The sequence below is a fragment of the Ensifer sp. 2TAB8 genome (genome assembly GCF_052115125.1).
GTDB lineage: Bacteria > Pseudomonadota > Alphaproteobacteria > Rhizobiales > Rhizobiaceae > Ensifer.
On the sequence record NZ_JBFRGB010000015.1, the window covers coordinates 142,885 to 166,396 of the forward strand.

At 60.1% G+C, this 23,512-nt stretch carries 18 protein-coding genes and 1 pseudogene; 12 read left to right on the plus strand and 7 right to left on the minus strand.

Annotated elements, in window-relative coordinates; all coding sequences use genetic code 11:
- Positions 1-93 precede the first annotated feature (93 nt).
- The 4 genes from AB4Z53_RS23220 to AB4Z53_RS23235 all read left to right on the plus strand — a co-directional run bounded on the left by AB4Z53_RS23220 (position 94) and on the right by AB4Z53_RS23235 (position 5,257).
- Positions 94-1,302, plus strand: a complete 1,209-nt coding sequence (locus AB4Z53_RS23220; protein WP_441597852.1) for an acyltransferase family protein — start codon at positions 94-96, stop codon at positions 1,300-1,302.
- A 15-nt stretch (positions 1,303-1,317) separates the two neighbouring features.
- Positions 1,318-2,421, plus strand: a complete 1,104-nt coding sequence (locus AB4Z53_RS23225) for a glycosyltransferase family 2 protein (RefSeq protein WP_441597853.1) — start codon at positions 1,318-1,320, stop codon at positions 2,419-2,421.
- 76 nt (positions 2,422-2,497) lie between these two features.
- Complete coding sequence (locus AB4Z53_RS23230; protein ID WP_441597903.1) at positions 2,498-3,451, plus strand: glycosyltransferase; 954 nt, start codon at positions 2,498-2,500, stop codon at positions 3,449-3,451.
- A gap of 12 nt (positions 3,452-3,463) precedes the next feature.
- On the plus strand, positions 3,464-5,257 hold the full coding sequence (locus tag AB4Z53_RS23235) for an ABC transporter ATP-binding protein (RefSeq protein WP_441597854.1): 1,794 nt from the start codon (positions 3,464-3,466) through the stop codon (positions 5,255-5,257).
- A gap of 145 nt (positions 5,258-5,402) precedes the next feature.
- Here the strand turns inward: AB4Z53_RS23235 and AB4Z53_RS23240 are convergent, their stop codons facing one another.
- From AB4Z53_RS23240 to AB4Z53_RS23255, 4 genes are all read right to left on the minus strand, one after another.
- Positions 5,403-5,813 carry a low affinity iron permease family protein gene (locus AB4Z53_RS23240; RefSeq protein WP_441597855.1) on the minus strand — a complete coding sequence of 137 codons (411 nt, stop codon included), beginning with the start codon at positions 5,811-5,813 and terminating at the stop codon, positions 5,403-5,405.
- Positions 5,814-6,074: 261 nt separating this feature from the next.
- Positions 6,075-6,563, minus strand: coding sequence for a GNAT family N-acetyltransferase (locus tag AB4Z53_RS23245; protein WP_441597856.1), 489 nt, complete (start codon positions 6,561-6,563; stop codon positions 6,075-6,077).
- Positions 6,564-6,748: 185 nt separating this feature from the next.
- A complete protein-coding gene (locus AB4Z53_RS23250; protein WP_441597857.1) occupies positions 6,749-7,045 on the minus strand; it encodes a hypothetical protein in 297 nt (98 codons plus the stop codon).
- A gap of 188 nt (positions 7,046-7,233) precedes the next feature.
- Positions 7,234-7,590: a hypothetical protein gene (locus tag AB4Z53_RS23255; RefSeq protein WP_441597858.1), complete on the minus strand. Its 357-nt coding sequence runs from the start codon at positions 7,588-7,590 to the stop codon at positions 7,234-7,236.
- Positions 7,591-8,040: 450 nt separating this feature from the next.
- Between AB4Z53_RS23255 and AB4Z53_RS23260 the strand changes: the two genes are divergently transcribed.
- From AB4Z53_RS23260 to AB4Z53_RS23290, 7 genes are all read left to right on the plus strand, one after another.
- Positions 8,041-8,367 carry a hypothetical protein gene (locus AB4Z53_RS23260; RefSeq protein ID WP_441597859.1) on the plus strand — a complete coding sequence of 109 codons (327 nt, stop codon included), beginning with the start codon at positions 8,041-8,043 and terminating at the stop codon, positions 8,365-8,367.
- Between the two features lie 405 nt (positions 8,368-8,772).
- Positions 8,773-8,979 carry a CsbD family protein gene (locus AB4Z53_RS23265; RefSeq protein WP_113537085.1) on the plus strand — a complete coding sequence of 69 codons (207 nt, stop codon included), beginning with the start codon at positions 8,773-8,775 and terminating at the stop codon, positions 8,977-8,979.
- Positions 8,980-10,166: 1,187 nt separating this feature from the next.
- The gene (locus AB4Z53_RS23270) at positions 10,167-11,555 is read left to right on the plus strand and encodes a VCBS domain-containing protein (protein WP_441597860.1); all 1,389 of its coding nucleotides are present in this window, start codon (positions 10,167-10,169) and stop codon (positions 11,553-11,555) included.
- A complete protein-coding gene (locus AB4Z53_RS23275) occupies positions 11,444-13,423 on the plus strand; it encodes a cadherin-like domain-containing protein (protein WP_441597861.1) in 1,980 nt (659 codons plus the stop codon). Before AB4Z53_RS23270 ends, AB4Z53_RS23275 begins: the two co-directional genes overlap by 112 nt.
- Before the next feature lie 8 nt (positions 13,424-13,431).
- Positions 13,432-15,165 carry a type I secretion system permease/ATPase gene (locus AB4Z53_RS23280; protein ID WP_441597862.1) on the plus strand — a complete coding sequence of 578 codons (1,734 nt, stop codon included), beginning with the start codon at positions 13,432-13,434 and terminating at the stop codon, positions 15,163-15,165.
- Positions 15,162-16,517, plus strand: coding sequence for an HlyD family type I secretion periplasmic adaptor subunit (locus tag AB4Z53_RS23285; protein ID WP_441597863.1), 1,356 nt, complete (start codon positions 15,162-15,164; stop codon positions 16,515-16,517). The genes AB4Z53_RS23280 and AB4Z53_RS23285 overlap by 4 nt, the downstream gene beginning before the upstream one ends.
- 329 nt (positions 16,518-16,846) lie before the next feature.
- Complete coding sequence (locus AB4Z53_RS23290; RefSeq protein ID WP_441597864.1) at positions 16,847-17,821, plus strand: 3'-5' exonuclease; 975 nt, start codon at positions 16,847-16,849, stop codon at positions 17,819-17,821.
- Positions 17,822-17,847: 26 nt separating this feature from the next.
- Here AB4Z53_RS23290 and AB4Z53_RS23295 read toward each other — a convergent pair whose 3' ends face one another.
- Together AB4Z53_RS23295 and AB4Z53_RS23300 are read right to left on the minus strand one after the other, a co-directional pair.
- On the minus strand, positions 17,848-18,345 hold the full coding sequence (locus AB4Z53_RS23295; RefSeq protein ID WP_441597865.1) for a ProQ/FINO family protein: 498 nt from the start codon (positions 18,343-18,345) through the stop codon (positions 17,848-17,850).
- 100 nt (positions 18,346-18,445) lie between these two features.
- A pseudogene (locus tag AB4Z53_RS23300) lies at positions 18,446-19,168 on the minus strand (DinB/UmuC family translesion DNA polymerase); the annotation flags it as partial.
- A 262-nt stretch (positions 19,169-19,430) separates the two neighbouring features.
- Between AB4Z53_RS23300 and AB4Z53_RS23305 the strand changes: the two are divergent.
- The gene (locus AB4Z53_RS23305; RefSeq protein WP_441597866.1) at positions 19,431-21,557 is read left to right on the plus strand and encodes a winged helix-turn-helix domain-containing protein; all 2,127 of its coding nucleotides are present in this window, start codon (positions 19,431-19,433) and stop codon (positions 21,555-21,557) included.
- Between the two features lie 13 nt (positions 21,558-21,570).
- On the opposite strand, the gene AB4Z53_RS23310 is transcribed toward AB4Z53_RS23305, so the two are convergent.
- On the minus strand, positions 21,571-23,367 hold the full coding sequence (locus tag AB4Z53_RS23310) for an adenylate/guanylate cyclase domain-containing protein (RefSeq protein WP_441597867.1): 1,797 nt from the start codon (positions 23,365-23,367) through the stop codon (positions 21,571-21,573).
- Positions 23,368-23,512 lie beyond the last annotated feature (145 nt).

Below are 23,512 nucleotides of genomic sequence, written 5' to 3' on the forward strand. Positions count from 1 at the left end.
ATGGCAGCCTCGCGGCAAAAATCGTAGCTGACCAAAGAGTTGGCTCCACAAGGAACGAGGCCCGCAAGGGTCGGAACTCCGAGGGGATGTTCAATGCTGAATTTGCGCGACCGTCAGTTGGACGGATTGCGAGCCGCTGCCGTCTCGATGGTTCTGTATGCGCATTTTTTTGCCGCGGGGGATTCGCATTGGGGACACATGGGGGTGCGGCTGTTTTTTGTCCTCAGCGGCTTCCTGATCACGCGGTTACTCCTTGACGCCCGTTCGGCCGCTCTGTTCGAGCCGGCAACGGCTCTCAAATCTTTCTACGCGCGTCGCGCCTTGCGTATCTTTCCACCCTATTTCGGGATGCTGGGCATCCTTTGGCTGGTCAACCTGGAAGGCGCCAGGGAAGGCTGGCTTTGGCATGCGCTTTACCTCTCGAACTTCTGGTACGCGCTGAAAGACGCCTGGACACCTTGGGTGCTCTGCCACATCTGGAGTCTCAGCATTGAAGAGCAATTCTACGTTGCCTGGCCACTGATTGTTCTTCTAACGCCGCGCCATCTGCTTGGGCGGTTCTGCGTCGGCGTTATCGCCTGTTCGTTGGCCTACCGCTTCTATTGGCCGCTGACGGGTGAGCCTTCGCTTGCGCGCGATCTGCTGCCTCCCGCCTCGATGGACGCCCTGGCGGCGGGAGCGCTCCTGGCTGTCCACCGTTCGACAGCGATGTCCTGGCCGCGATGGATGACGGTCAGTTGGCTGCCGCTTTCCAGCTTGTCCCTCGTGCTCCTTTGGGGTCGATCGACATCGACAGGGCCGGTGCTTGATTGGCTCGTCTGGATCGGTCTCGAAGCCTTTCCACTCATCCCGCTTGCGATGGTGGTGGGGTGCGCATCCACGGGCTTTGGCGGTCGGGTCGGCGGACTGCTTCAACTTCCGCCGCTGACGGCTCTCGGGCGCGTTAGCTATGGCGTTTATCTGCTTCATCCCGTCGTGCTTGCCCTGGTCGTCAGCGCGCAAGCGTGGATACCGCTGAACGTTGCCGAGCAGGGGCTTGGACGCCTGCTTGTCGCTGGCTCCGCGACGTTGATCGTGGCTACACTCTCCTGGTTCGCATTCGAGAAGCCGCTCAATGCCCTGAAACGACATTTCCCCTATGTGCGCCCGGACAGCAGCTTCGGCGCTATCGCGATGGGCACGGTGCAAACGGCCGATTGGCCTCGTGGGCGAGCGGACGAGGGGCGGCACCCGGTTTACCCACCGGGCGCGGTTGCCTCCGGTGCCCGAGGAAAGACGCTTCAAGCGTCAGATCTGCAGTAATATTCGAGGTTGCCCATGACCACTCCGTTGGTTTCCGTCCTTCTGCCCGTCTACAACGCCGAGCCCTATCTCGCAGCGGCGATCGAAAGCATCCTGAGGCAGGACCACCAGCGGCTGGAGGTCATCGTCATCGACGATGGCTCGCGCGATCGCTCGCTGGAAATCATGCGGCGCTATCAGCAAATAGACGCTCGCATCACCATCGTTTCGCGGGAAAATCGCGGGCTGATCGCAACCTTGAACGAGGGCCTCGCCCTGGCAAAGGGCGATCTCATAGCTCGAATGGATGCGGACGACATTTCCTATCCATCGCGGCTATCACGCCAAGTGTCGTTGTTCGTGCAGCAGCCGGAACTCGCAATTTGCGGCACGGGCATCGATACACTCTTTGGCAACCGCATCATCCGTGGCACCCCCAATCCGATCTATCAGCCGGCAAGCCTCAGGGCGTTGTCGAAGTTTTTTACAATCTTCATCCACTCGACTGTTGTCTATAACAGGCACGTCATCCCGCCGGATATGCTGAACTATGATAACCAGTATGTGCATGCGGAGGATTTCGATCTCTTCCGGCGCGTCACCGACCACTTTCCAGCGAGGATGCTCGATGAGGCGCTGATCGCATACCGCATCCACGGCAATAGCGTGACGAACACGCACAAGCGCCAAATGCGACGCACGCATCTTGCGATCGTTGCCGAAAACCTCGAGCGCGAACGTCTTTGTGACGATCCCAGCGCGTTGAACAACATAGGTCTTGCGGTAACGTCCGAAACGATCCGGCAAGCGGCAGGGTGCGTTCGTTCCCTGGAAGATAGGATCTCGGTGCTTCCGCCGGGAACCCGCGCAGGCTACGAGGCGGGCACGTTGAACCTTTTCTATTTTCTCTATCAGCTCGTCAGCGACGAACGGAGGCCGGAACTCACCCACGAGTTTTTGACGCTGACGGACAAATGGGGGCTCATCCGTCGTCGCGAACGATATGGCCTTTTTACCGGGGCGCGTGCCCCTTGGTGCAGCCGCATTTCGCTCGCGGCCAGCAGGCGGCTCGACAGCTTGTCGCGATACCGGCGTTCCGTGCCAGCGGCGAGCGTGCTTCCACCCGAGGGGGTACGGTAGCATGATCGTCGAAGGGCTGAAGTGGACAGCGGTGGAACGTAGCAACCTGGCAGAGACGTCGGCGGCGTTGGCGCCCATGTCACACGCGGCGCCTTTCGCAAGCTTTATCGTCTGCACGCGCGACCGCGCCGAAGCGCTCGAGACCTGCATCCGATCGATCGAGGCAGCCTGTGCTCTCCATGCTGGCGTCTTGTGGGAATTGATCGTCGTTGACAACGGATCAACTGATGACACACCGGAGCGAATTGCTCGGATTATCACTGGGTCGCCGCTGACTGTGCTGCACCTGGTCGAGAGTCGTCCGGGGCTTGCTGCTGCGCGCAACGCGGCCATGTCACGCGCCCGGGGCGGCATATTGATTTTCATCGACGACGATTGCGAAATCGATGCGAACTATCTGCGCGACCTTGAGCGCCACTACACAGGAGGGGAAGCTGGCATCATCCGCGGCGGCCGCGTCGAACTTGGAGACGCCAAGGATTTGCCCTTCACGATCAAGAGGTCGAACGTACGCGAACGCTTGACCTGTGACGTTCACCCGGGCGGTTTCGTGCTGGGGTGCAATATGACAATGCATCGCGAGGTGGCGCTGCGCATCGGTGCTTTCGATGAACGTTTCGGCGCCGGAGCTCCGTTGCGATCGGCTGAAGACACGGATTATCTTGTGCGCGCCCATCGTCTCGGCATTCCGGTCGAATATGTTCCTGATATGACCGTCTTCCATCACCACGGCCGCCGTGCCCGCGCGACCATCGAGACGCTCCATTGCAACTACAGTTTCGGCAATGGCGCACTCTGTATGAAACACGCCCGCACCGCGCCATGGCTACTCCGGCATTTCTGTTGGTCGGTCCGGTCAGCCTTCGCGGAAATCCTCGGGGGCCCCCGGTTCGACCCCGTCTTGCACCTTTCTCACTGGCCGATCGCCTTGATGAACCTGCTTGGCGCGCTCAAGTTCCTAGCCCTCGTGGTTACCGCGCGCCCAACGGGCCAAGGCGAGCAGCCGGTCAATGAACAACTCCAGCGCTGAGGACGCGCCATCATGTTCCGTATCCTCCTGCCGAGCCTCCAGCTGCTGCGCGATGCGTTGGGTGGCCAACTGCGTCTGCTTCCGGTCGTAATAATCCTCGGCCTTTGCGGTGCGGCGCTGGAGGGCGTCGGGATCGGCCTCATCATTCCCATGCTCGGCATCATTGCTGGCCATCAGGACCCGGCAGCGCTGAGCGGCATCTCCGCTCTCTTCCAGCAAGTCGGATCCGGCATGGACGATCGTCAACGGCTGATCGTCATTGCGGCTGCCGCCTTTGCCCTGATTTTTCTCAAGAATATCCTGGCTTATGCAAATACGGTGCTTGCGGCATTTATTTACGGCAATGCGGGGCATTCGATCCGCGGCGCCCTTGCATCTCGACTCCTACAAGTCGGCTATCCCTTCCTGATGAAAGAGAATCCGGGGCGATTGCTCAATATCATTTCAAGCGAGTCCTGGCGGGCCTCCGATGCAGTACAGACCGTGCTTGCGGCGCTGGTGAATGGCTCGGCCACTATCATCCTGCTCGCGTTCCTTCTACTCTTGTCCTGGCAGATGACTTTGTTCGTGGCGCTCGGCCTCGTCCTGATCCAACTCCTACATTATTTGCTCTCCGCCACGCTCAGGGCCCCGAGCCGCGATGTCACCGCTTTCAACGGCGAACTGGCGGCTCGCATGCTCCATCTGGTTCACGCCGGCCGCTTGATACGGATATTCGGCAAGGAGGCGCGGGAAAGGGGCCAGTTCGATGGGGCGTCGGATGCTGTGCGGCGCGCCGCCTTCGCGCTACAGACCCGCCAGGGCCTGCTGCCGCCATTGACCGAGACCCTTCACTCCATGCTCTTCCTGGCCGTCGTCGTCGGCGCCTGGTCCGTCGGCGTTTCCTTTCCCGTCATCGTAGCATTCGTAGTCCTACTCTACCGCCTGCAGCCGCATGTGCGTGCTCTGCAAATGTCCTGGAGCCAGATCCAGGGCTGGAGCGGTTCGCTGGAGGAGGTGCGCTGGCTCCTAGATCCATCCGGCAAGCCAAGGCCGCCGGAAGGACGGGAGCCATTCAGCGGATTGCGACGGCAGCTGCGGTTTGATGACGTCACTTTCCGCTATCCGAACTCCGGTGCCCGCGACGTCGTTCTGCAGTCGGCGGCATTCGAAATCCGTGGCGGCTGCTCGACCGCGCTCGTTGGACGGTCCGGTGCCGGCAAGACGACGATCGTCAATCTACTGTGCCGTTTCGTCGAGCCGGACGAGGGGAGCATTCTCGTCGACGGTGTGCCCTTAAGCCGGATCGACCCGGTGCAATGGCGAAGCCGCATCGCGCTTGCGAGCCAGGATTTGGAACTGGTCGACGGAACGATCCTGGAGAACATTACCTATGGCCGGGAGGCCACAAACTTCGAAGTGGAACATGCAGCCAAGATGGCTGAGGCGCATGGTTTCATCGAAGCCCTGCCGCAGGGCTATCAAACCGTCGTCGGCTATCGAGGCGCCAGCCTCTCGGCGGGGCAGCGGCAACGGGTGGCACTCGCCAGGGCCCTGGTGCGCGATCCGGATATCCTGCTCCTCGACGAAGCCACCAACGCGGTCGACGGGCTTTCGGAGGCGGCTATCGTCGAGACGCTGAAGTCGAGAGCGGGACGCCGCACGACGATAGTTATCAGTCATCACCGCAGCACGATCTCGTTCTGTGACGAGGTCGTCATCCTCGGTGGCGGTCAGGTGAAAAGCCAGGCACCTTTCGCCGATGTTGCCAGCTTGACCATGGATCAGCTGTACGAGCACGAGACTGTCGAAGAGCGACGGGCTTGAAGGGGCTTGGTGCACGACCAACCATTACCTCGAACGACCCCTCAGGCTCCAGAGGAAGAATCGTCGGCGTCACTGGAGCACGCGAAGGACCGAAAGTTCGCCGAAACCAAACTACGCTCTGACGATCTGTCATAAGCGTCGGCGGCTACTGCGGTCGGCGCTTTCTCGCATCTCTTTCGTGATGTGTATTCCGTAGAATTGCGTTCGAACGCCGGGCTGCCTTCTCGCATCGAGCATGGAGTTCTTCCAGCTCTTTGTCGGTTAGTTTCTCGATTCCGACGAAATCGTTTTCGGCGTCCGTGAACAGGATGATTTCGTCAAGTTTGGCCTGGAGCGCAGCACCATCGCGGTTTTGTGTATTTTGGATCAGAAACACCATGAGGAAGGTGACTATGGTTGTTCCGGTGTTGATCACCAACTGCCATGTCTCGGAGAAACCGAACAGGGGACCTGACAGCGCCCACATGAGAACTGCCACTACGCAGAGGAGGAAGGCGAGAGGGCTTCCTGTCGCGTGTGCGATTGCGGTCGCGAACCTTGCAAAAATACGATCCATGACACGGTCCACGCGGCTTGGTGTTTCTTGCAAACTTCACCATCATTGGGTCCCCGTAGGGAATTGCGTTCGCCGCTCGGCAAGGAAACGGAAGAGCGCGGTGCTTGTTCCACCATGTCGGCGAGCGAGAAAAGATCCCAACCCCCTTCATCGTTGCCAGATCCGGGAACATTTCCTTGTAGGTTGTGGCCAATGACAAGAAGTTTGTTGCTTCGTTTCCGTGCTCCAATGTTGTCGATCTACAGACTGTGCGCCACAGAATTAGGCGTTCCCATCCAACGCAATCTCGACCATTGTCGGGCGAAAGCCTGCCGTAGCGAACAGCCGCTGGGTTGCCTCGTTCCTGTGCGCCGTCGAGAGTACGATCAGGCTAGCGCCTCGCCCTCGCAGCTCCGCGATCGCCGCGTCGAGCAGCATGCGACCGACGCCTTGGTCGCGATGTTCGGGATTCACAAAGAGATCGTGAATGATACCTGCTGGTCCTCGAAGCGCCATGTAGTCATATCCTTGGAGAGAGGCATAGGCATATCCGACGATCGCTTCTGCCTGTTCGGCTGCGAGGACCACGACATCGGGCGCTTCCAGCTGACTTTGCAGCCATCGAGCATAGGAAGCCTTCGTGCCGGCTCCCGTCGCGATGAAGCGCTCGGGGTCCCATTGGTGATGGAGCGCCGTCAGCTGCGTGCCGAACGTGCCGAGGACTGGCATGTCTTCCGTTCGGGCGGCTCTGATCGTGATTGCTGACGGCATTTTGCGGCGTGATCCATCCACTGTGTTGGTCGCGCCAACCCTCGATCAGTCCGGCCGAACGATCTTGTATCTTAAATGAACGGCGCCATGGCTCAACGGCTTGGCTCCGATCAGGGAGAGCTCAATCTTGCCGGCCAGGCCCTCTTCGCCAAATTCCACCACGCGGTCGCTGCCGCGTCGCGCCTCTAAAGCCGGCGCGATGAGGAAACCGCACCGCTTTCAAGCAGAATTCGCTTGATCCCGAACTCCGTGTTCAAGATTTCCAGCATCGCGCTCACGTCGATCTCGCTGGTCGGCGAGACAAGGTACGAGACGCCGCCGACCATAAGCTCGACTAGATGACTGTCCGGCGCGTCATACGCGAAGACCCGTCCAGTGCTCTCGCCAGGCAGATTCAAGAACCTGCCCTGACCGGTATGAAGCAGGCGCTGGTCGTTGTTGAGTATAGGGGCGGCCAGGCTACGGTGAGCGCGGCCTTTCATCCATTTTATTGTGCTTTGATCGCCAGCAGTGCAGTCTACTTGAAGCTTCTGCTGATGGTGCCTGCTCTCGTCCGTGCGGCTCCAAGCTTACTGTGAAGCAAACCATAGCTGGCGCGGAGCGCGCCCCCTCCAAACGCGGCTCCGACTGTGCATCCGGCACTGCCCGCCGCGGATCGAGCCGCCGGTGCTCATTCAGTATGGCAAGGTATCGCCCGCCAGTTCGAATGACGGGCGTTGATCAAAGTCGAGTTGCCGTCCACAACGAGCCAAAGCACATTGTCCAGGGCGCGAACGGTCAGAGGTTTGCGTTTCTCCGGGTTGCCTCTCGCCGCCACTTGCATGCGGCGGTTTGCAGTGAGGATACCTTTTTCGCGCGACCGCGCGTTGACCAGCCTGTCGAGCGGGATGAGCACGTAAGTTTCACCGAGGTCGAAGTAAAGGGAGGGGTCTTCCGGGAGTGTAGCGAGCTCCGCTGCAATTTCCTGGTTCAGAACAGTTTCCGAGACCGCGCCATCGGGCCGAAGGGTGAGATATCGTGGTGACACGTCGCCAGTCTTTCATTCAACCGTCCCTGGGATATTTAGCGCGCGCTGAAATAAGTCCATACTTCCGATGATTCTCGATGATGAGGTTTCTTCCTCCGGCTACCAGCATAGCCCCCCAACTGATGTGGCCATCTCCGGTGAAGGTATCCGGGACCGCATCTTCTTTGCCCCGGCCATCCTCGTGCGCATAGCCGGCGTTTCCCAACTCGGTCGCGGTTTCGATTGTGGCGGGCGGGGGGCTTGGGTCATTCCGGCAGTGCATCAAGAACGAAAATCGAGGCAGATCAGATTTGACACTTCGATTGAAGGCCGGACCTTGGTCTTAACACCCTGGCAGACCATGGTCGGGGCCGGGGCTGACTGAAGTCTGTCCCTCGGAACGGTAGTTCCGCACCGACGTTGGGTGACGGGTGATGAGTCCAATGTATTTGCTAGAGAGGAGAAGCAACCATGAAAAAGCTCTTATCCCCCTTAGCAGCGATTGGTTTAGCTGCGTCTTTCGCCTCGCCGCTGAGCGCCGCTCCGATTTTTGTGCCGAGACCCGAGCAAGTGCAAACCGGCACTGTCGAACTGGTAAAACACCGCAGTCACCGGCATTGGCACGCAGACCGCCGTTGGGATCGTCGGTGGGATAGACGCTACGCCTGGCGCTCATGCGGTCATTACGCAAGCGCAAGATGCTATCCGCGCCAGTATGGATATTACGGCGGCTACCGTGATCGCAGCTACTATCGTTACCACCGTCGGTCCGGCACCACAGTCTATTTCGATTTCTAGCGACGCAACTTTCTGTGCCTAGCCCGGAGCGGGTTGGGCGGCTGTCGATTTCGGCTTGCTCGATGCCGCGGAATCGAGCTGCGTTGCCTGATCCAATGAAGCTATGGCTCTAGTGCCATCAGGCTGCTGGTTCTCGACCGCAGCAGTCGCAAAAAGAGTGCCGTGAAGCAAAATGTTTCGTCCTTGATGCTCGGGTACCGGGAGGACGTCTTGTCGGCCATGGGGCACTTTCGAACACACGTCTCTAAACTCCAAACTCCGGACTACCACACGGCGACCGGTCAGCAACGAACCGGGACTGAGTTCCTGCCTCCTTCCGAGCCGATCGTCGATTGGAATGTGGGAACAAGTGAGGGGCTGGGGCCGTTTTCAATCCGTGAAGGAAACAATAGTGGAGAAATTACCATGGATTGGAATCGCGTCGAAGGTAACTGGAAGCAGGTCAAAGGTAAAATCAAAGAACAATGGGGTAAATTGACCGATGATGACCTGGATCAAATTAACGGAAAGCGCGAGCAACTCGAAGGGAAAATCCAGGAACGCTATGGATACGCCAAGGATCAGGCCAAGAAGGACGTTGATGCCTGGTACGACAGCCAGCGCTTTCATTGAGCCGATACTGTTCTAGGATGCGCTTTGATAAAGGTCGCCGGTCGCGGCGACCTTTAAACGGTCTCCGGATGTCCAATCCCACAACGATCTTCCCACTTCACAATCCAAAATCATTGAACCTGTAAGGCTGCGAGACCGAACTACGGCACCCTTCACGAGCGTCTTGTGTAACCAGGGGATAGCGGCAACGGTAGTCACGGCACTTGCGATTGCCGCCATGGCCCTGTTCGACAGCATCAATTACCAGCGCTCATGCGCATGTATCGGTCGAGGACCTCGTGACCGCCGCCGATGCCGCCGCAGAAGTGGCGATCGAAGGTGCCAGAGGCGTTCTAGACGAGAGAGGGAACGCGAGCGAGACGTCTCGTGGATGACGCTCGCGCTGACAGGTTGCGGCTGCAGTCATTGGCGACAGGCACCGATCTTCCGACTAACCCAGCTACGAGGCCTCGAAAACTTCGAGCATGGTTTCGCTAATGGCTGCGTACCGATCGCATCGCCCCAAGTTGCGCTTCGAAGGTTGAACCAAAAAATGCGAAGGTCTGCGAAACGTCTTTCCAAGCGCGTCGTCGCGACGAACGCCGGTGGGGTCCAAAGACGGCGAATACGCGCCGTTTCAGGTCAACTTTCCAGTCCGGCATCCCATTAACTTTGTTCACAATCTTTAATTTAGCGAAATGAAATCTTCCGTTTGCTAATCCATCAAATGTGTTATGAGTTCATTAAGGATACTGGGGGTGCCGAGGCCGGTTGGGGAAAAACCGGCTGAGGAAACCATCATAAATTTCATGAAATTAGTTTGGGGACGGCTGGTTTCTTGGCTGCCCCGATAGGAGCAGTCGTGCGCGAATTTTTCTCGCCCCGAGAGGGTGCCAGGAGGCAAGACACCGGCTCAGACTGGCCAGCTTTCTTACCTCTACCCGGTCGAGAATTGCAGCGTCGCTCCTTCTTCCAATGGTCGACCAATCCGGCGATCGCGAGCAGATCGTCGCGGCTCGAGGACGGTCGCTTTACAAGCAACATGGGTGCTTCGGGGCGGTCTGGACTGCGCATCAGCATTTCAATCAACGGTGGGATGAGATGACCATTGGCTCAACCATTGGCTCAAATGTGGGCCGTCGGGCTTACATCGCATAACACCAAAGCGCCTCGGATACCGAGGTACGCATGACGAGAGGGGTAAAGTCATGGCTACGCAGACCACGGGTGGTGGAAGCGCGACGTCGTTCAGCAATGCACCGCAGGCGCAGGAAGATGCCTTCGCGTGGACCGAGGATCAGCTGAAGTCATCAGGTCTCTACAATTCCACGACCAACACCATCACCCTCGATGTCATGGCAAACGATCTCGGCGGGAAGGCAAAAACGCTTTGGTCCGTCGACGATGGTGGCTCCGATATGATGTCCGAGCTCCTCAAGAGCAACGTCACCACGACCTGGGAGAGAACCGCGGCCGGAAACTGGATGCGGATCTACGATGGAAAAGTGGAGTTCAGGCTCGATGACGGTTCGAACACGCCCGGTAGCGCCAGAAGCATCGATTCACTGACAGCGTCGGACCACATCCAGGACTCGTTCTACTATTCTATCCGGCTGGGAAACGGAACGCTCAGCTATGCCAAGGTGACATTGGACATTGGCGGCCAGAACGATGCTGCGTCCTTAGGCGGAAAGTTCACGGCGGCCGTGACGGAGGCCGGCGGAACAAACAACAACAACCAAGGCACGCCGTCCGCCTCCGGAACGGTGGCGGTATATGACGTCGATGTGGGCGAGAAGCATTTCAAGGCAGTGTCTGAAGCGGCGCTCAAGGGGACCTACGGTAACTTCTCCTTCAACCCGGCGACCGGTGAGTGGAGCTACACGCTCGAAAACGGGCGTGAGGCAACGCAGGGGCTCAAAGCCGGGCAGGTCGTGACAGAAACATTGACGGTCTGGTCTGCCGATGGAACCGCAAGCAAGGACATCGTCGTCACGGTCAACGGCACCAATGATGCACCTGCCGTTTCGGGTGCGGTCAGCGACGGTGCCACCGAGGGTGGAGCGAYGGTGACGCTCGACGCACTCGCCAACGCCACCGACGTCGATGACAACACGACGCTGCAGGTCGCCAATCTGCCGGCACAGTTGCCGGACGGYGTCAGCTATAACGCMGCCACCCATTCCTTCACGCTCGACCCGAGCCATGCCACCTACGACCACCTGGCCGACGGCAAGACGACGACGGTGACGGTGAACTATGCGGTGTCGGACGGCATCACCTCGACGCCGGCCTCGGTCACCTGGACCGTCACCGGCACCAATGATGCGCCGAAGGTATCGGGTGCGGTCAGCGACGGTGCCACCGAGGGTGGAGCGACGGTGACGCTCGACGCACTCGCCAACGCCACCGACGTCGATGACAACACGACGCTGCAGGTCGCCAATCTGCCGGCACAGTTGCCGGACGGGATGACGACACTGGCGTGTCCTTCAGCTACACGATCGACGACGGTCATGGTGGCACTGTCGCCGGCACGGCAAGCCTCGACATCACTCCGGTCAACGACGACCCGACCACCTCCGCCGTCACCCTGACGGCAATCGCCGAGGATAGCGGCGGGCGCCTGATCACGAAAGCGGAGTTGCTGGTCAACGCCAACGACGTCGACGGTGATACCCTGACAGTGGCCGGTCTGGCGATCGACAGCGGCAAAGGCTCGCTCATTGATCATGGCAATGGCACCTGGACCTATACGCCCGCTGCCAACGACGACACGGGTGTCTCGTTCAAATACACGATCGGGGACGGTCACGGCGGCAGCGCTGCCGGGACGGCAAGCCTGAATATCACGCCAGTCAACGACAACCCGGCGACGTCCGCCGTCACCCTGACGGCAATCGCCGAGGATAGTGGCGCACGGCTGATCACCCAGGCCGAGCTCCTCGGCAACGCCAACGACGTCGACAGCGACGCATTGACGGCAACCGGTCTGACGATCGACGCCGGCAAGGGGTCGCTCATTGATAATGGCAACGGCACCTGGACCTATACGCCCGCTGCCAACGACGACACCGGTGTCTCATTCAAATACACGATCGGGGACGGTCACGGCGGTAGCGTTGCCGGTACGGCAAGCCTCGACATCACGCCGGTCAATGATGCGCCGACCAACACCGTGCCGGGGGCGCAGACTGTCAATTCGAACACGGCAAGTGCGATCGCCGGTGTTGCTGTGGCGGATGTCGACAGTGCCAATGTGTCGACGACCGTGTCTGTCGCTCACGGCAAACTGACAGTTGGCACCGCCGGCGGCGTGACCGTGAGCAACAATGCCACCGCGACGGTGACCATCAGCGGGACGCTCACGCAGGTCAATGCTGCGCTGGCTGCGCTGAGCTACGTCAGCGACACGAACTATGGCGGCGCCGACACTTTGACCGTTACATCGTCCGATGGCTCCCTAAGTGATATCGACACGGTGGCCCTCACGGTCAATGCGCCGGCCAATCAGGCACCCGGAGCCCCGACTTTTGCCTTCAATCCGGGTGCAGTCTCCGGAGATGACGGCAACAAGCTCGCTTCCGGAACGCTTCTCGGCACGTTCGCTGCCGTCGATCCCAACGGCGATGCCGTGAGCTACAGCTTCGGCGGCGGCACGACCACGGGCCTGACACTGAACCCGACGACAGGCGCGCTCACATTGGCAAGCGACCTCAATAGTCAGGACATGACGTTCAATGTAATGGCGACAGATTCGCATGGAAATCAGTCAATTGGCACTACTATCCGCCTCTGGATAGGGACGTCTGGCCTTAACCAGCCAACTACGCTGTCCAACAACAGCGAAACGATCATTGCCTTCGGCTTGAACCACAATGACGTGATAACGATCACCGGTGGCTCAGGACACGACGTGCTGGTCGGCGGCGCCGGAAACGACACCTTAAGTGGTGGCGGCGGCAACGACTGGCTTATCGGCGGTTCAGGCAGTAACATTCTTACCGGTGGAATTGGCAACGACACCTTCGACTTTGGAAACTTCGGTAGCGCGGCGAACCATGTCACCGATTTCGATGCCGGTACGAATACAACGACCGTCGACAAGCTGCGCTTCGATGTGGGGACCGGAGCGGGCGAGTTTTCCGTGGGGAACAACGACCTCACCGTCAACAACTTCAAGTCGGGCAACAATGCGACGATCAATGTCGCTGGCACCGAGATTGCCGTTAAAACGGACGCGAGCGTTACCAACGCTTCGGTCCAGAGCACGATCAACAGCTACGGCAACATCACCACGGGCGCGTTCTTCGTCCTCCACAATTCGGATCTGGGGCACGCAGCGGTCTACTATGACCCCAATCCCAGTGCTGCAGGTGGCGCAATCCTCGTGACCGAACTCGACAATGTCACGCTGCTCGGCAATCTCGACAACTTGAATGCCGGCGATTTCCAGTTTTCGTAGGAGCAGAGATGAGCGGGGCATCAAACCAGTCTTCCCTCCAGGCGGTGACTGCCGAACTTCGGCGTGCCGCCTGGCCCCTGGTTGCTTTCAGTGCGACAATCAACGTCCTGATGCTGACGGCCGCCCTCTACATGTTGCAGGTCTATAACCGGGTGCTTTCGAGCCACAGCCTTGAAACCTTGACGGCACTCACCGTCATGGCGGTTGTGGCGCTTCTGGCTCTGGCCATACTGGAGACCGTGCGATCGCAACTGCTTATTGCAACCGGGATCTGGCTGAACGGGCGCCTGTCACCGGTGCTGCTTGCCGCCTCGATCGAACAGGCGGCGGGAAAGCGGGGCAATGGCGGCGCTCGCACGCTCCGCGATCTCGAGCAATTCGGGAACTTCGTCACCGGATCGGCAATCTTCCCGATCCTCGACGCGCCCTGGGCGCCGATCTTCTTCGCGGCGATCTTCCTTCTGCACCCTTGGCTTGGCTGGTTGGCTTTGGGGGGCGGCATCGCGCTTTTTGCTCTGGCCGTCCTCACCGAGCTCGTCACGCGACAGCCGATTGCCCAGGCGAGCAGCGCTCAAAGCAAAGCCTATGCGCAAGCGGAAGCAGCAATCCGAAACGCCGAGGCCATACAGGCGATGGGAATGCTGCAGGCGATGATGTCCAGCTGGAAGCCCTTGCAAAAGGCCGCGGCTGAGGGGCAGGCGACCGCAAGCCTCCGTTCGGCCGCCCTTGCCGCGGCGGCACGCTTCCTGCGTCTCGGCCTGCAGGTCGGTGTTCTCGGGCTTGGAGCCTATCTCGTCGTGCACGCTGAAGCGTCTCCCGGCGCAATGGTGGCGGCATCCATCCTGATGGGCCGGGCGCTTGCGCCCGTCGAGCAGGCGATCGGCACATGGAAGGCGATCGTGAGTGCAAGATCTGCCTATCAACGACTGTCGGCAGTGGCTGGCGCTCGGCGCGACGAGGCTCCCATTCTGCCTTTGCCGCGGCCCGAGGGGAGGCTTGTCGTCGAAAACCTCATCGTTGCGCGCGAAGGCGGCGGAGAACCAATACTGAAGGGTGTGAGCTTCCAGCTCGAGCCCGGCGAAGTGCTTGCGGTCATTGGGCCGTCTGCGGCGGGCAAGACCAGCCTGGCGAGGCTCATCATGGGAGCTTCTACGGCCGCCCACGGCCGGGTGCTCCTCGGTGGCATGGATGTTGCGCAATGGGCCGCCGCCGATCGCGGCCAGCATGTCGGCTACCTACCGCAGGAAATCGAACTTTTCTCCGGAACCGTCGCCGAAAACATCGCCCGGTTTCAGGAACTCAATGAGCAATCCTTCCGCGAAGTTTTGCGCGCTGCGCATGAGGCCGGGGTCCACGAGCTCATCAAAGGGCTTCCCAAAGGCTACCACACAGAGATCGGAGAGGCGGGCGCGGCGCTTTCGGGCGGCCAGCGCCAACGGATCGCACTTGCGCGTGCGCTCTATCGCGACCCTTCTTTCCTGCTTCTGGACGAGCCAAATTCGAACCTCGACCGTGACGGTGAACAGGCGCTGAGCAATGCGCTCCAAAGGCTGAAGGCTGCTGGAAGAACGGTCGTTCTGATCACCCACCGCTCAAACATGATGGAGAGCGTCGACAAGGTTCTCGTGCTTCAGCGCGGTCAGGTCGATCTCTTCGGTCCGCGCAATGATGTGTTCCGTGCAATGGAAGAGCGTGCGCGAGCCGCAACACCCGCACCGCGACTGGGGATCGTGAGCGCATGATTGCAAAGATGATGGCCCTTGGTCGAGGCGATACCACGGCAACCACAGTCTTGGATGACCTACGGCTTCAGCCACGGCTAAAGCCCGCGATTGCGACCGGGGGTGTGGTGATCCTCGCATTCTTTGGCATCTTCGGCGGCTGGGCGGCGCTGGCGCCTCTCGACAGCGCGGCAGTCACGCAAGGCGTCGTCAAGGTCGAGGGCGAGCGCAAGGTGATCCAGCATCTCGAAGGCGGCATCGTTTCGCAGCTGAAGGTCGCCGATGGCGAACACGTCAAAAGCGGCCAGGTCCTGGTCAAGCTGGATGACACACAGGCAGCCGCGCATCTGGAGCTCCTTAAGAACCGTGTCATGTCCCGCAAGGCGTCGGCTGCGCGACTACGGGCCGAGCGGGATGGAAAAGACGAGGTTGCCTTCGAACAGGAGCTTCTGACGCCTTCGTCCTCTTCGGCCGCCCGAGAGGCGGTCGCAGTGCAGAATGAGGTCTTTCTGGCGCGCCGCCTCGCGCTCAGCAACGAAACCGGCATCCTGCATCAGCGCATCCTGCAGAGCGAAAACGAGATCAAAGGTCTCGAAGACATGGTCGCCGCACAGGACCAGGTGATGGTCTCCATCGAAACGGAGGCGGCTGATCTCGAAAAGCTGTCGAAGAAGGGCCTTGCCACCCGCGAGCGGCACCTCCAGTTGCGCCGGCGCCAGGGGGAACTGAAAGGGGAGCGTGCGACCAATATCGCTGCAATCGCGCGTATCCGGGAGTCGATGGCGGAGATCGAACAGCAGATCATGAACCTCTCCACGACGCGACTGAACGAGGCGGTGGCCGAACTCAGCAAGGTCGAAACCGAACTTTTCGATCTTCAGCAGCAGTTGCGCGCAGCCGAGGACGTGCTTGCTCGTGTTGATATCCGAGCGCCCGTCGACGGTGTCGTCATGGGATTGCAGGTGCACACGACCGGCGGGGTCGTGCGCCCCGGCGAGCCGATATTGTCGATCGTGCCCGCCGGCCAGAAACTGGTTGTCGAGGCTATGGTTCGTCCGGAAGACGTCGACACCATCGTAGTCGGCCAGACCGCACATGTCAGAATATCGGCCTTTGCACGCTACGACATGCCCCCGCTCGAGGGCCTCGTTGAGCTTGTGTCGGCCGATCGCCTGACCGACGACAGAACGGGTGCCGGCTACTTCACGGCAAAAATCGTGGTCGACGAGCAAGAGCTCGATAAGCTTGCCGGCCGCAAGTTGCTCCCTGGCATGACCAGCGAAGTGATGATCCGTACCGGCAGTCGAACAATGCTTGCCTATATCGGCGAGCCGCTCGCGCGAACGTTCCGAAGGTCCATGCGGGAGAATTGAGGTCGAAATCGCCGGGGCATGCGTCTTGCGTGCTTGTCTGGCTCGGGGCGAAGTCAGTTCGAAACGAACGGAGCCTCATCGCTTTGCGCCGGGCTCGCTCTTTCCTGCTTTCCTACCGCCTGGCGGAAATTCCGGACGCCCGTTTGCCCTTGGTCTCCTGAATTCGAGATCCGGGGAACGCAAGCATTCTTACTGTGCAAAGCCGCTGTGAACGCTGCTTTCTATCGTTTGCACAATTTCCCCTTAAGGTCGTTCAGGCGTATGGCTTATTGGGGACACCCGAGCAATGGATTCGGGGAACAGGTTCGGAAACGAGTTCGAGAGAGCGCATGAAGCAACAGTTCGACCTATTTGTTTCCGATGATACGGATCCGTCAAAGGTCGCCCGTCCATCGAGCATGAAGCGACAGGCTTCAACCGGTCTCAGCGATGAGGAGATGGTCCGGCACCTTCGCGCTACAGGCCGGTTTCGGATACTCACAAAGCTCGAGCCTCGCCCCATTGCGACAGCGTTGCGTCCCGAGTTTCCCTTGAGAGGCGTCATCCTCGACACGGAAACGACCGGCCTCAACCACCGCAAGGACGAGATCATCGAGATCGGAACCATCGCGTTCACGTTTGACGAGGCCGGCAACATCGGCGACGTGACCGGGGTTTATGGAGGGCTGCAGCAACCAGGCGTTCCTATCCCGGCTGAGGTCACGCGCCTGACCGGCATTACCGATGCCATGGTCGTTGACCAGATGATCGATATTCAGGCGTTGCGTACGATCCTTGAACCGGCGGATCTCATCATCGCACACAACGCCGGGTTCGATCGGCCGTTCTGCGAGGCATTTTCTTCGATCTTTGCGGGTAAGGCCTGGGCTTGCTCGGTCTCCGAAATCGACTGGGCGTCCCGCGGCTTCGAAGGCACCAAGCTCGGCTACCTGATCGGGCAGGCTGGTTACTTCCACGACGGACATCGAGCCGTAGACGACTGCTTCGCGCTGCTCGAGGTCCTGGCAAAGGGCGAGGACGGCGCGAGCCGGAAGCCGTTTGCCGAACTCTATGAGGCAAGCCAGCGATCGCGCGTTCGTGTGTTTGCGGAAAACAGCCCATTCGACATGAAGGACCATCTGAAGGCGCGCGGCTATCGCTGGTCAGACGGCAGCGACGGGCGCCCGAAATCATGGTGGATCGAAGTTGGAGAGGATGCGCTCGAGGACGAGCTTCGATACCTGCGCTCGGATATCTATCGCTGGGATGAGGCCGATCCGCCTGTCAAGCACCTGACGGCTTTCGACCGCTTCAGGGCTGCGTGAGCCTTCCTTGAGCCCGACCGTTGAGCTTATACGGCCTTGCCGGGAGACCGACGTCTTTCAAGAAGCGCCGCACGGATCATTTCGGTTTTCGACGGCGGCGCAGGAAGAAGGAGGTGCGCGCCTGACTTGGCTTTTCCATCACGCCCCCGCAAGCTTTCGTACCTCTGCTGGGCGTCCAGTCGATCGGCGTCGGAGACGAGGTCTATCGGCACGCCGTTGATGTCATGACGGGATGAATCCTGGCGCGCGACTGCGATCTGATAGCTTCTGGAATGAATATAGGCCCCCGTCGCCTTTCGCAGCGTCGATACGCTGATCTCCGGCTTCAAAAGGCACCGGATCTCATTCCATAGGCCCAAGGCAAATGGCCGGATCGGGTCACCTACCTTTATCGGAAGGATCGCGATCGGCCGTGTGAGGAGAGCGTTGATCTCATCGGCCTTTGATACCTCTCGATCGCGCGCCGGAACCGGGCCGGTTTTCTCTCGTGGTGATTTCAGTGTGGGAGGTTTCTGACGTTTCACGGTTCGTGCCCGCAGCAATCTGGCAAAGTCCTCATCAAGGATATGCCGCACAACATGTCAAAAGAGCGACATTGGGGTCGGGGCGCACGGCCGGGCAAGCTCAAATCGCGAGCGCGAGTTGAGGCTTGTCTTCGACGGTCGTGCTGTCGAGCGATGACAGCGACACGCCCAAAAGCCGAATGCCTTTTGTGACCGGGAAAAGCGGTGAGAGCAGGAGCGTGGAGACGGCGGCGAGTTCGCCAGCGCTTGCGATCGGGGCGGTGACCGTCTTGCTCCGGGTGATCTGCGTGAAGTCTCCCCATTTCACCTTCAACGTTACCGTTTTTGCGTGAATGCGGTTCACCTCGCAACAGCGCCAGACCTTCTCGATTAGCGGCTGAAGTCCCGCGCGTGCCGTTTCGAAATCGTGGACGTCGATGGAGAAGGTATCTTCCGCGCCGATCGACTTGCGCACCCGGTCAGGTTTGACCTGCCGTTCGTCGACACCACGGGCGATCCAGTAGAAATAAGGCCCTGATTTTCCGAAGTGCTGCTGCAGAAAGGCAAGGTCGCGCGTTCTGAGGTCGGCTCCCGTTTCTATGCCGAGCCTGTGCATGCGCTCGGCCGTCGCCGGCCCGACGCCATGGAACTTCTTGACCGGCAAGGCCTCGACGAAGGCCGGGCCATTTTTCGGCGTGATGACGAAGAGACCATCGGGCTTGCGCTGGTCAGACGCCATCTTGGCCAGAAACTTGTTGTAGGAAACGCCGGCGGACGCCGTCAGTCCGGTCCGCGTCTTGATCTGTCCACGGATTTCTTCGGCAATCTCGGTTGCGACCTCCAGCAGGCTGATGGCTCCGACGGCAGCCGTCGTCGCAAGAAATTGACGCCGTGTCGGCGATGCTGTGATCGTGGATGCGGTTGCAGGCATGATGGTCTCTCCTCGGTATGCTCGATCCACCTGGATGAGCGTTCTTTGACAGGCCAGAGGATGACAGGCGGCAACACGCCCCGCTTGCAGGCGACCGTGATTTTATCTTGAGATTTCCTTGATTTTTTCAGGGTTCGCCTGTGATAGACTGCCGTCTCGCGAGGGAGGCTCAATCTTGTTGTATGTCTTCGGCGAGTTTGTGCTGGATACTGACCGGCGCGAATTGCGCGGAAGCACAGGGCTGGTTCGCGTCGAGCCACAGGTCTTCGATCTTCTTGAGTACTTGCTTCAAAATCGCGATCGCGTGGTCACGCGGGACGATCTCTTCAACTCGATCTGGAAGGGGCGGATTGTCTCGGACGCTACGCTGAGCAGCCGCATCTCGGCTGCTCGATCGGCCATCGGCGATGATGGCGAACAACAGCGACTGATCCGTACTCTGCCAAAGAAGGGCATACGGTTCGTGGCGCCCGCTCGCGAAGAGGTCGGCATCCCGATTGAACGTCACCAGCGCGAATGCGCTGAACGCTGCGTGGATGGGACGCACAAGATTGCCGTGATCTTGGCTGCCAACATCGCCGACTATGCCAGAATGGTAAGGGTCGACGAGGAACGCACCTTGACCCGATTGCGAAACTTGCGAGCCGACCTGATAGACCCGGCTATCTCGGGGCATCATGGGCGCGCCGTGATCCGCACAGGGGATGGCGCGGTGTTCGAATTCCCAAGTGTTGAGGATGCGGTGCGATCCGCGGTCGAGGTGCAGACAGGCATGCTGGAGCGCAACGCCGGTCTACCCAGCGAGCGACGCTTCGAATTCCGGATGGGCATCCACGTAGGCAACGTGGTCGAAGCGGACGACGGGACGCTGAGGGGAGAGGCCGTGGGCATCACCGCGCGGCTGGAGAGAATTTGCGAGGCTGGGTGCCTCTGCTTGTCGGAAGACGCGTATCACGAGGTCCAGGCCAAGCTTCAGCATGGCTTTGTTGACCTGGGCGAAAGGGAGCTGAAGGATGTACCGCGACCAATGCGGGTCTTTTCGATCGGAACGGCATCGACCACGGTTGGTTCTGCATTTGGGACAGCGCCGGCGCCGCTGCCGCTCCCGACGAAACCGTCGATCGCCGTACTTCCATTCCAGAACATGAGTGGCGATCCGGACCAGGACTACTTTGCCGATGGTATCGTAGAAGACATCACGACGAAGCTTGCTCGGGTAAAATCGTTCTTTGTGATCGCGCGGAACTCAAGCTTCACCTACAAAGGGAAGGCCGTGGATGTCCGGCAGGTCGGGCGCGAGCTTGGCGTCCGATATGTGGTCGAGGGCAGCGTGCGCAGGGCGGGCAGCCGCGTTCGCTTGACCGGGCAGCTCATCCAGGCAGAGACCGGACAGCATATCTGGGCGGATTCCTTTGATGGTGAGCTCGCCGATGTTTTCGACCTGCAGGACCAGATGACGGCGAGCGTTGTGGCAGCGGTAGGGCCATCTCTGTTCCAGGCCGAGATTGAACGAGCCAGCAACAAGCCCACCGACCGGCTGGACGCCTATGACTACTACCTGAGGGCACTGCCGCACTTTTACGCGTTGACGGGTGAGGGGCTTGATAGAGCCGTCGCTCTTCTCAAGGAGGCGATCGGCATCGACGCGAACTTTGCCGTGGCAAAGGCCTTCGTGGCACGGTGTTACGCTTGGTGCAGTGCTCAGGGGTTGAGCCTTGCGCTACAGGAGCAGCGGGAGACGGCAATCCGGCTCGGGCGGGAGGCTCTTCAGGACGGCGCCGATGATCCGTACGTGCAGTGGATGGTCGGCTTCGTAATGTGGCAGCTGCGTGTTGATCCCGAGGGTGCCCTCGAACTTTTTGACCGGTCGCTCGCCGCGAACGCCAATTGCGTGCAGGCTCTCACCTTTCAAGGACAGGCTCTCGCAACGACCGGGCACCTGGACGAGGCCATGCGCCCGTTGCTGAAGGCACTGCGGCTGAGCCCTTTCGATCCCGAGGCCTTCTTCACCATGTCGGCGCTCGGTTGCGCCTACATGCTCGCAGCGCGCTTCGACGAAGCTCTTCAATGGACGACCCGCGCCCTTCGGGCCAGGCCAGGCTTTGCGCCCGCCCTGCGATTTCATGCAGTGTGTCTGGCGGAACTCGGCCGCCCGCGCGAAGCGCATGAAACGGTCGAGCATCTCCTGCAGCTCGAACCCAGCGTAACCCTTGATACTTTACGTCGTCGGGTACCAATTTACGACGCGCGCCTGATGAGCGCCTATCTGGACGGCCTGCGAAAAGCTGGCGTGCCGGAGTGAGGCAGCGGGTTGCTCAAGCCGGCAATCCGGCGCGGCGCAGGCCCTCACGCAATCGATCTACGTCCTCGTCTCGCCGCAGATACAAGACATCCACGAGCCAATCCACGTATTCGCTTGGGCCGGCGGCCGGATCGCCGTGCCATGACGCGCGAACTGACTCGATGCAGGCCCTGCCACACTGCTGTGCCTCTTCGAGGCGCCCCAAATGTCCGAAGGCCGCCGCGCGCAGAGCCATATACCGTGGGTGTCGCCGGCTGGGTGCGTCCAGTATTAGTCGCTCCAATGCGTCGGCTGCTTCCTGGTAGCGTCCGAGCCGAAACAGGATGTGCGAAAGGTAGTAATTGTACCAGGTCGGGTGGCTTGGGTTGAGCCGAAAGGCAATCTCGGCGGCATGCAAGGCCAATTCGGGCTTTCCGTTGCACGACTGGATCCAGGCCCAGAAAATCTGGATCAGAGGGTCGTTCGGGTTCAAGGCGCGGGCAAGGCTCAAATGTCGCTCGGCCCGCTCGAATTCGCGCCACATCAAGCACATGTATCCGAAGGTGGAGTGCACACGCGCGTCGTTGGGGTCGTTCGCCAGGGCTTCCTCGGCCTGGTGAAACGCCGCGATCCGGTTTTCGTCCTTGTCTCGCGGCACTCCGACGCCCGTCTCGACCGAACGAGTGAGGTATATCCAGGCTAGACCCGTATGGGCTCGGGCAAAGCCTGGGTCAATCCGGAGTGCCTCTTCGAACAGTGCCTTCGCACGCGCTTGTGCCTCTGGCGTGAATACGTCGGAAAGTCGATTCCCCTGGAGGAAGAGGTCATAAGCCTGAATGTCTTCTGGCTGACGTCGTCGGGCTGCGACTTCGCTGTCCTGGATGATCCGTTGGGCCACCATTGCGACAATGCTCTGGGAGATCTCCTCCTGAACGGCGAATACGTCCTCGAGTGCGCGGTCGTATCGCTCGACCCAAAAATGGGCACCGCTCGCAGCGTCAATGAGCTGGGCTGTGATGCGAACGCGCCCGCCGGCCCGGCGGACACTACCCTCGACAAGGTATCGGACCCCGAGCGAACGCCCGATCTCGCGTGCGTCGACATTTTTTCCCCGGAACGAAAAGGAAGAGTTTCGCGCGACGACCATGAGCTCGCGGAAGCGCGAGAGTTCCGTGATGATGTCTTCGCTGATGCCATCGCTGAAATAGACCTGTTCGGGATCGCCGCTCATGTTTTCGAACGGCAGCACCGCCACCGTAGGTTTATCGCCCACCGCCCAGGCGTTTCTCCCGCCGTCGCCAGCATTGTCCAGTACCAAGCCGTAAGTCCTTACGGGCCGTGCGATATTTTTCAGGTGCCGCTCACCAGCGAACTCGAAGCGACAATCGAGCTTTCCAGAGAGCTGGTCGTATGCTGTTCCGGAGATAAGGAGACCACCTGGCGGGCAACACTGTTCCAATCGGGCCGCCACGTTGACGCCGTCCCCCAGCAGGTCCTCGCCATCCACCAGTAGGTCGCCCAGATTGATGCCGATACGCAAGACGATCCGACGCTCAGCCGGGATTTGCGTCTGATGTTCAGGCAATTGCTTTTGAACCGCAGCGGCGCAGGCTACAGCCTCCACAACGGAACCGAATTCAGCGATCAGGCCGTCGCCCGTCAGCTTGAAGAGGCGCCCATGATGCTGCGCCAACAGAGGCTCGAACAGGGTCCGGCGCAGATCCGTGACTGCCACAAGTGTCGACGCCTCGTCCAATTCGACGAGCCGTGAGTAGCCGACAATATCGGCAACGAAGATTGCCGCCAGCCTGCGTTCTCCGAGGATGCTCATCTCCTCGCCCCTTATGCTGCCAGATGCTCTTGGCTACACAAACCGAACCCAGCCACAATAGCCCAGCGACGGCTCCCCGACCATCTCCCCATTTGGAGACTGAGCGGGTTGCCATATTGGTCACACTGCGGTCGGGTAACTGCGT

What these genes read in the sequence shown, in the direction of transcription:
- AB4Z53_RS23230 (WP_441597903.1), top strand. Translation starts at nt 2,498, where the DNA reads ATGTCACACGCGGCGCCTTTCGCAAGCTTTATCGTCTGCACGCGCGAC.
- AB4Z53_RS23260 (WP_441597859.1), top strand. Translation starts at nt 8,041, where the DNA reads ATGAAAAAGCTCTTATCCCCCTTAGCAGCGATTGGTTTAGCTGCGTCT.
- AB4Z53_RS23290 (WP_441597864.1), top strand. Translation starts at nt 16,847, where the DNA reads ATGAAGCAACAGTTCGACCTATTTGTTTCCGATGATACGGATCCGTCA.
- AB4Z53_RS23240 (WP_441597855.1), bottom strand. Translation starts at nt 5,813, where the DNA reads ATGGATCGTATTTTTGCAAGGTTCGCGACCGCAATCGCACACGCGACA.
- AB4Z53_RS23280 (WP_441597862.1), top strand. Translation starts at nt 13,432, where the DNA reads ATGAGCGGGGCATCAAACCAGTCTTCCCTCCAGGCGGTGACTGCCGAA.
- AB4Z53_RS23245 (WP_441597856.1), bottom strand. Translation starts at nt 6,563, where the DNA reads ATGCCGTCAGCAATCACGATCAGAGCCGCCCGAACGGAAGACATGCCA.
- AB4Z53_RS23310 (WP_441597867.1), bottom strand. Translation starts at nt 23,367, where the DNA reads ATGAGCATCCTCGGAGAACGCAGGCTGGCGGCAATCTTCGTTGCCGAT.
- AB4Z53_RS23235 (WP_441597854.1), top strand. Translation starts at nt 3,464, where the DNA reads ATGTTCCGTATCCTCCTGCCGAGCCTCCAGCTGCTGCGCGATGCGTTG.
- AB4Z53_RS23285 (WP_441597863.1), top strand. Translation starts at nt 15,162, where the DNA reads ATGATTGCAAAGATGATGGCCCTTGGTCGAGGCGATACCACGGCAACC.
- AB4Z53_RS23250 (WP_441597857.1), bottom strand. Translation starts at nt 7,045, where the DNA reads ATGAAAGGCCGCGCTCACCGTAGCCTGGCCGCCCCTATACTCAACAAC.
- AB4Z53_RS23220 (WP_441597852.1), top strand. Translation starts at nt 94, where the DNA reads ATGCTGAATTTGCGCGACCGTCAGTTGGACGGATTGCGAGCCGCTGCC.
- AB4Z53_RS23225 (WP_441597853.1), top strand. Translation starts at nt 1,318, where the DNA reads ATGACCACTCCGTTGGTTTCCGTCCTTCTGCCCGTCTACAACGCCGAG.
- AB4Z53_RS23265 (WP_113537085.1), top strand. Translation starts at nt 8,773, where the DNA reads ATGGATTGGAATCGCGTCGAAGGTAACTGGAAGCAGGTCAAAGGTAAA.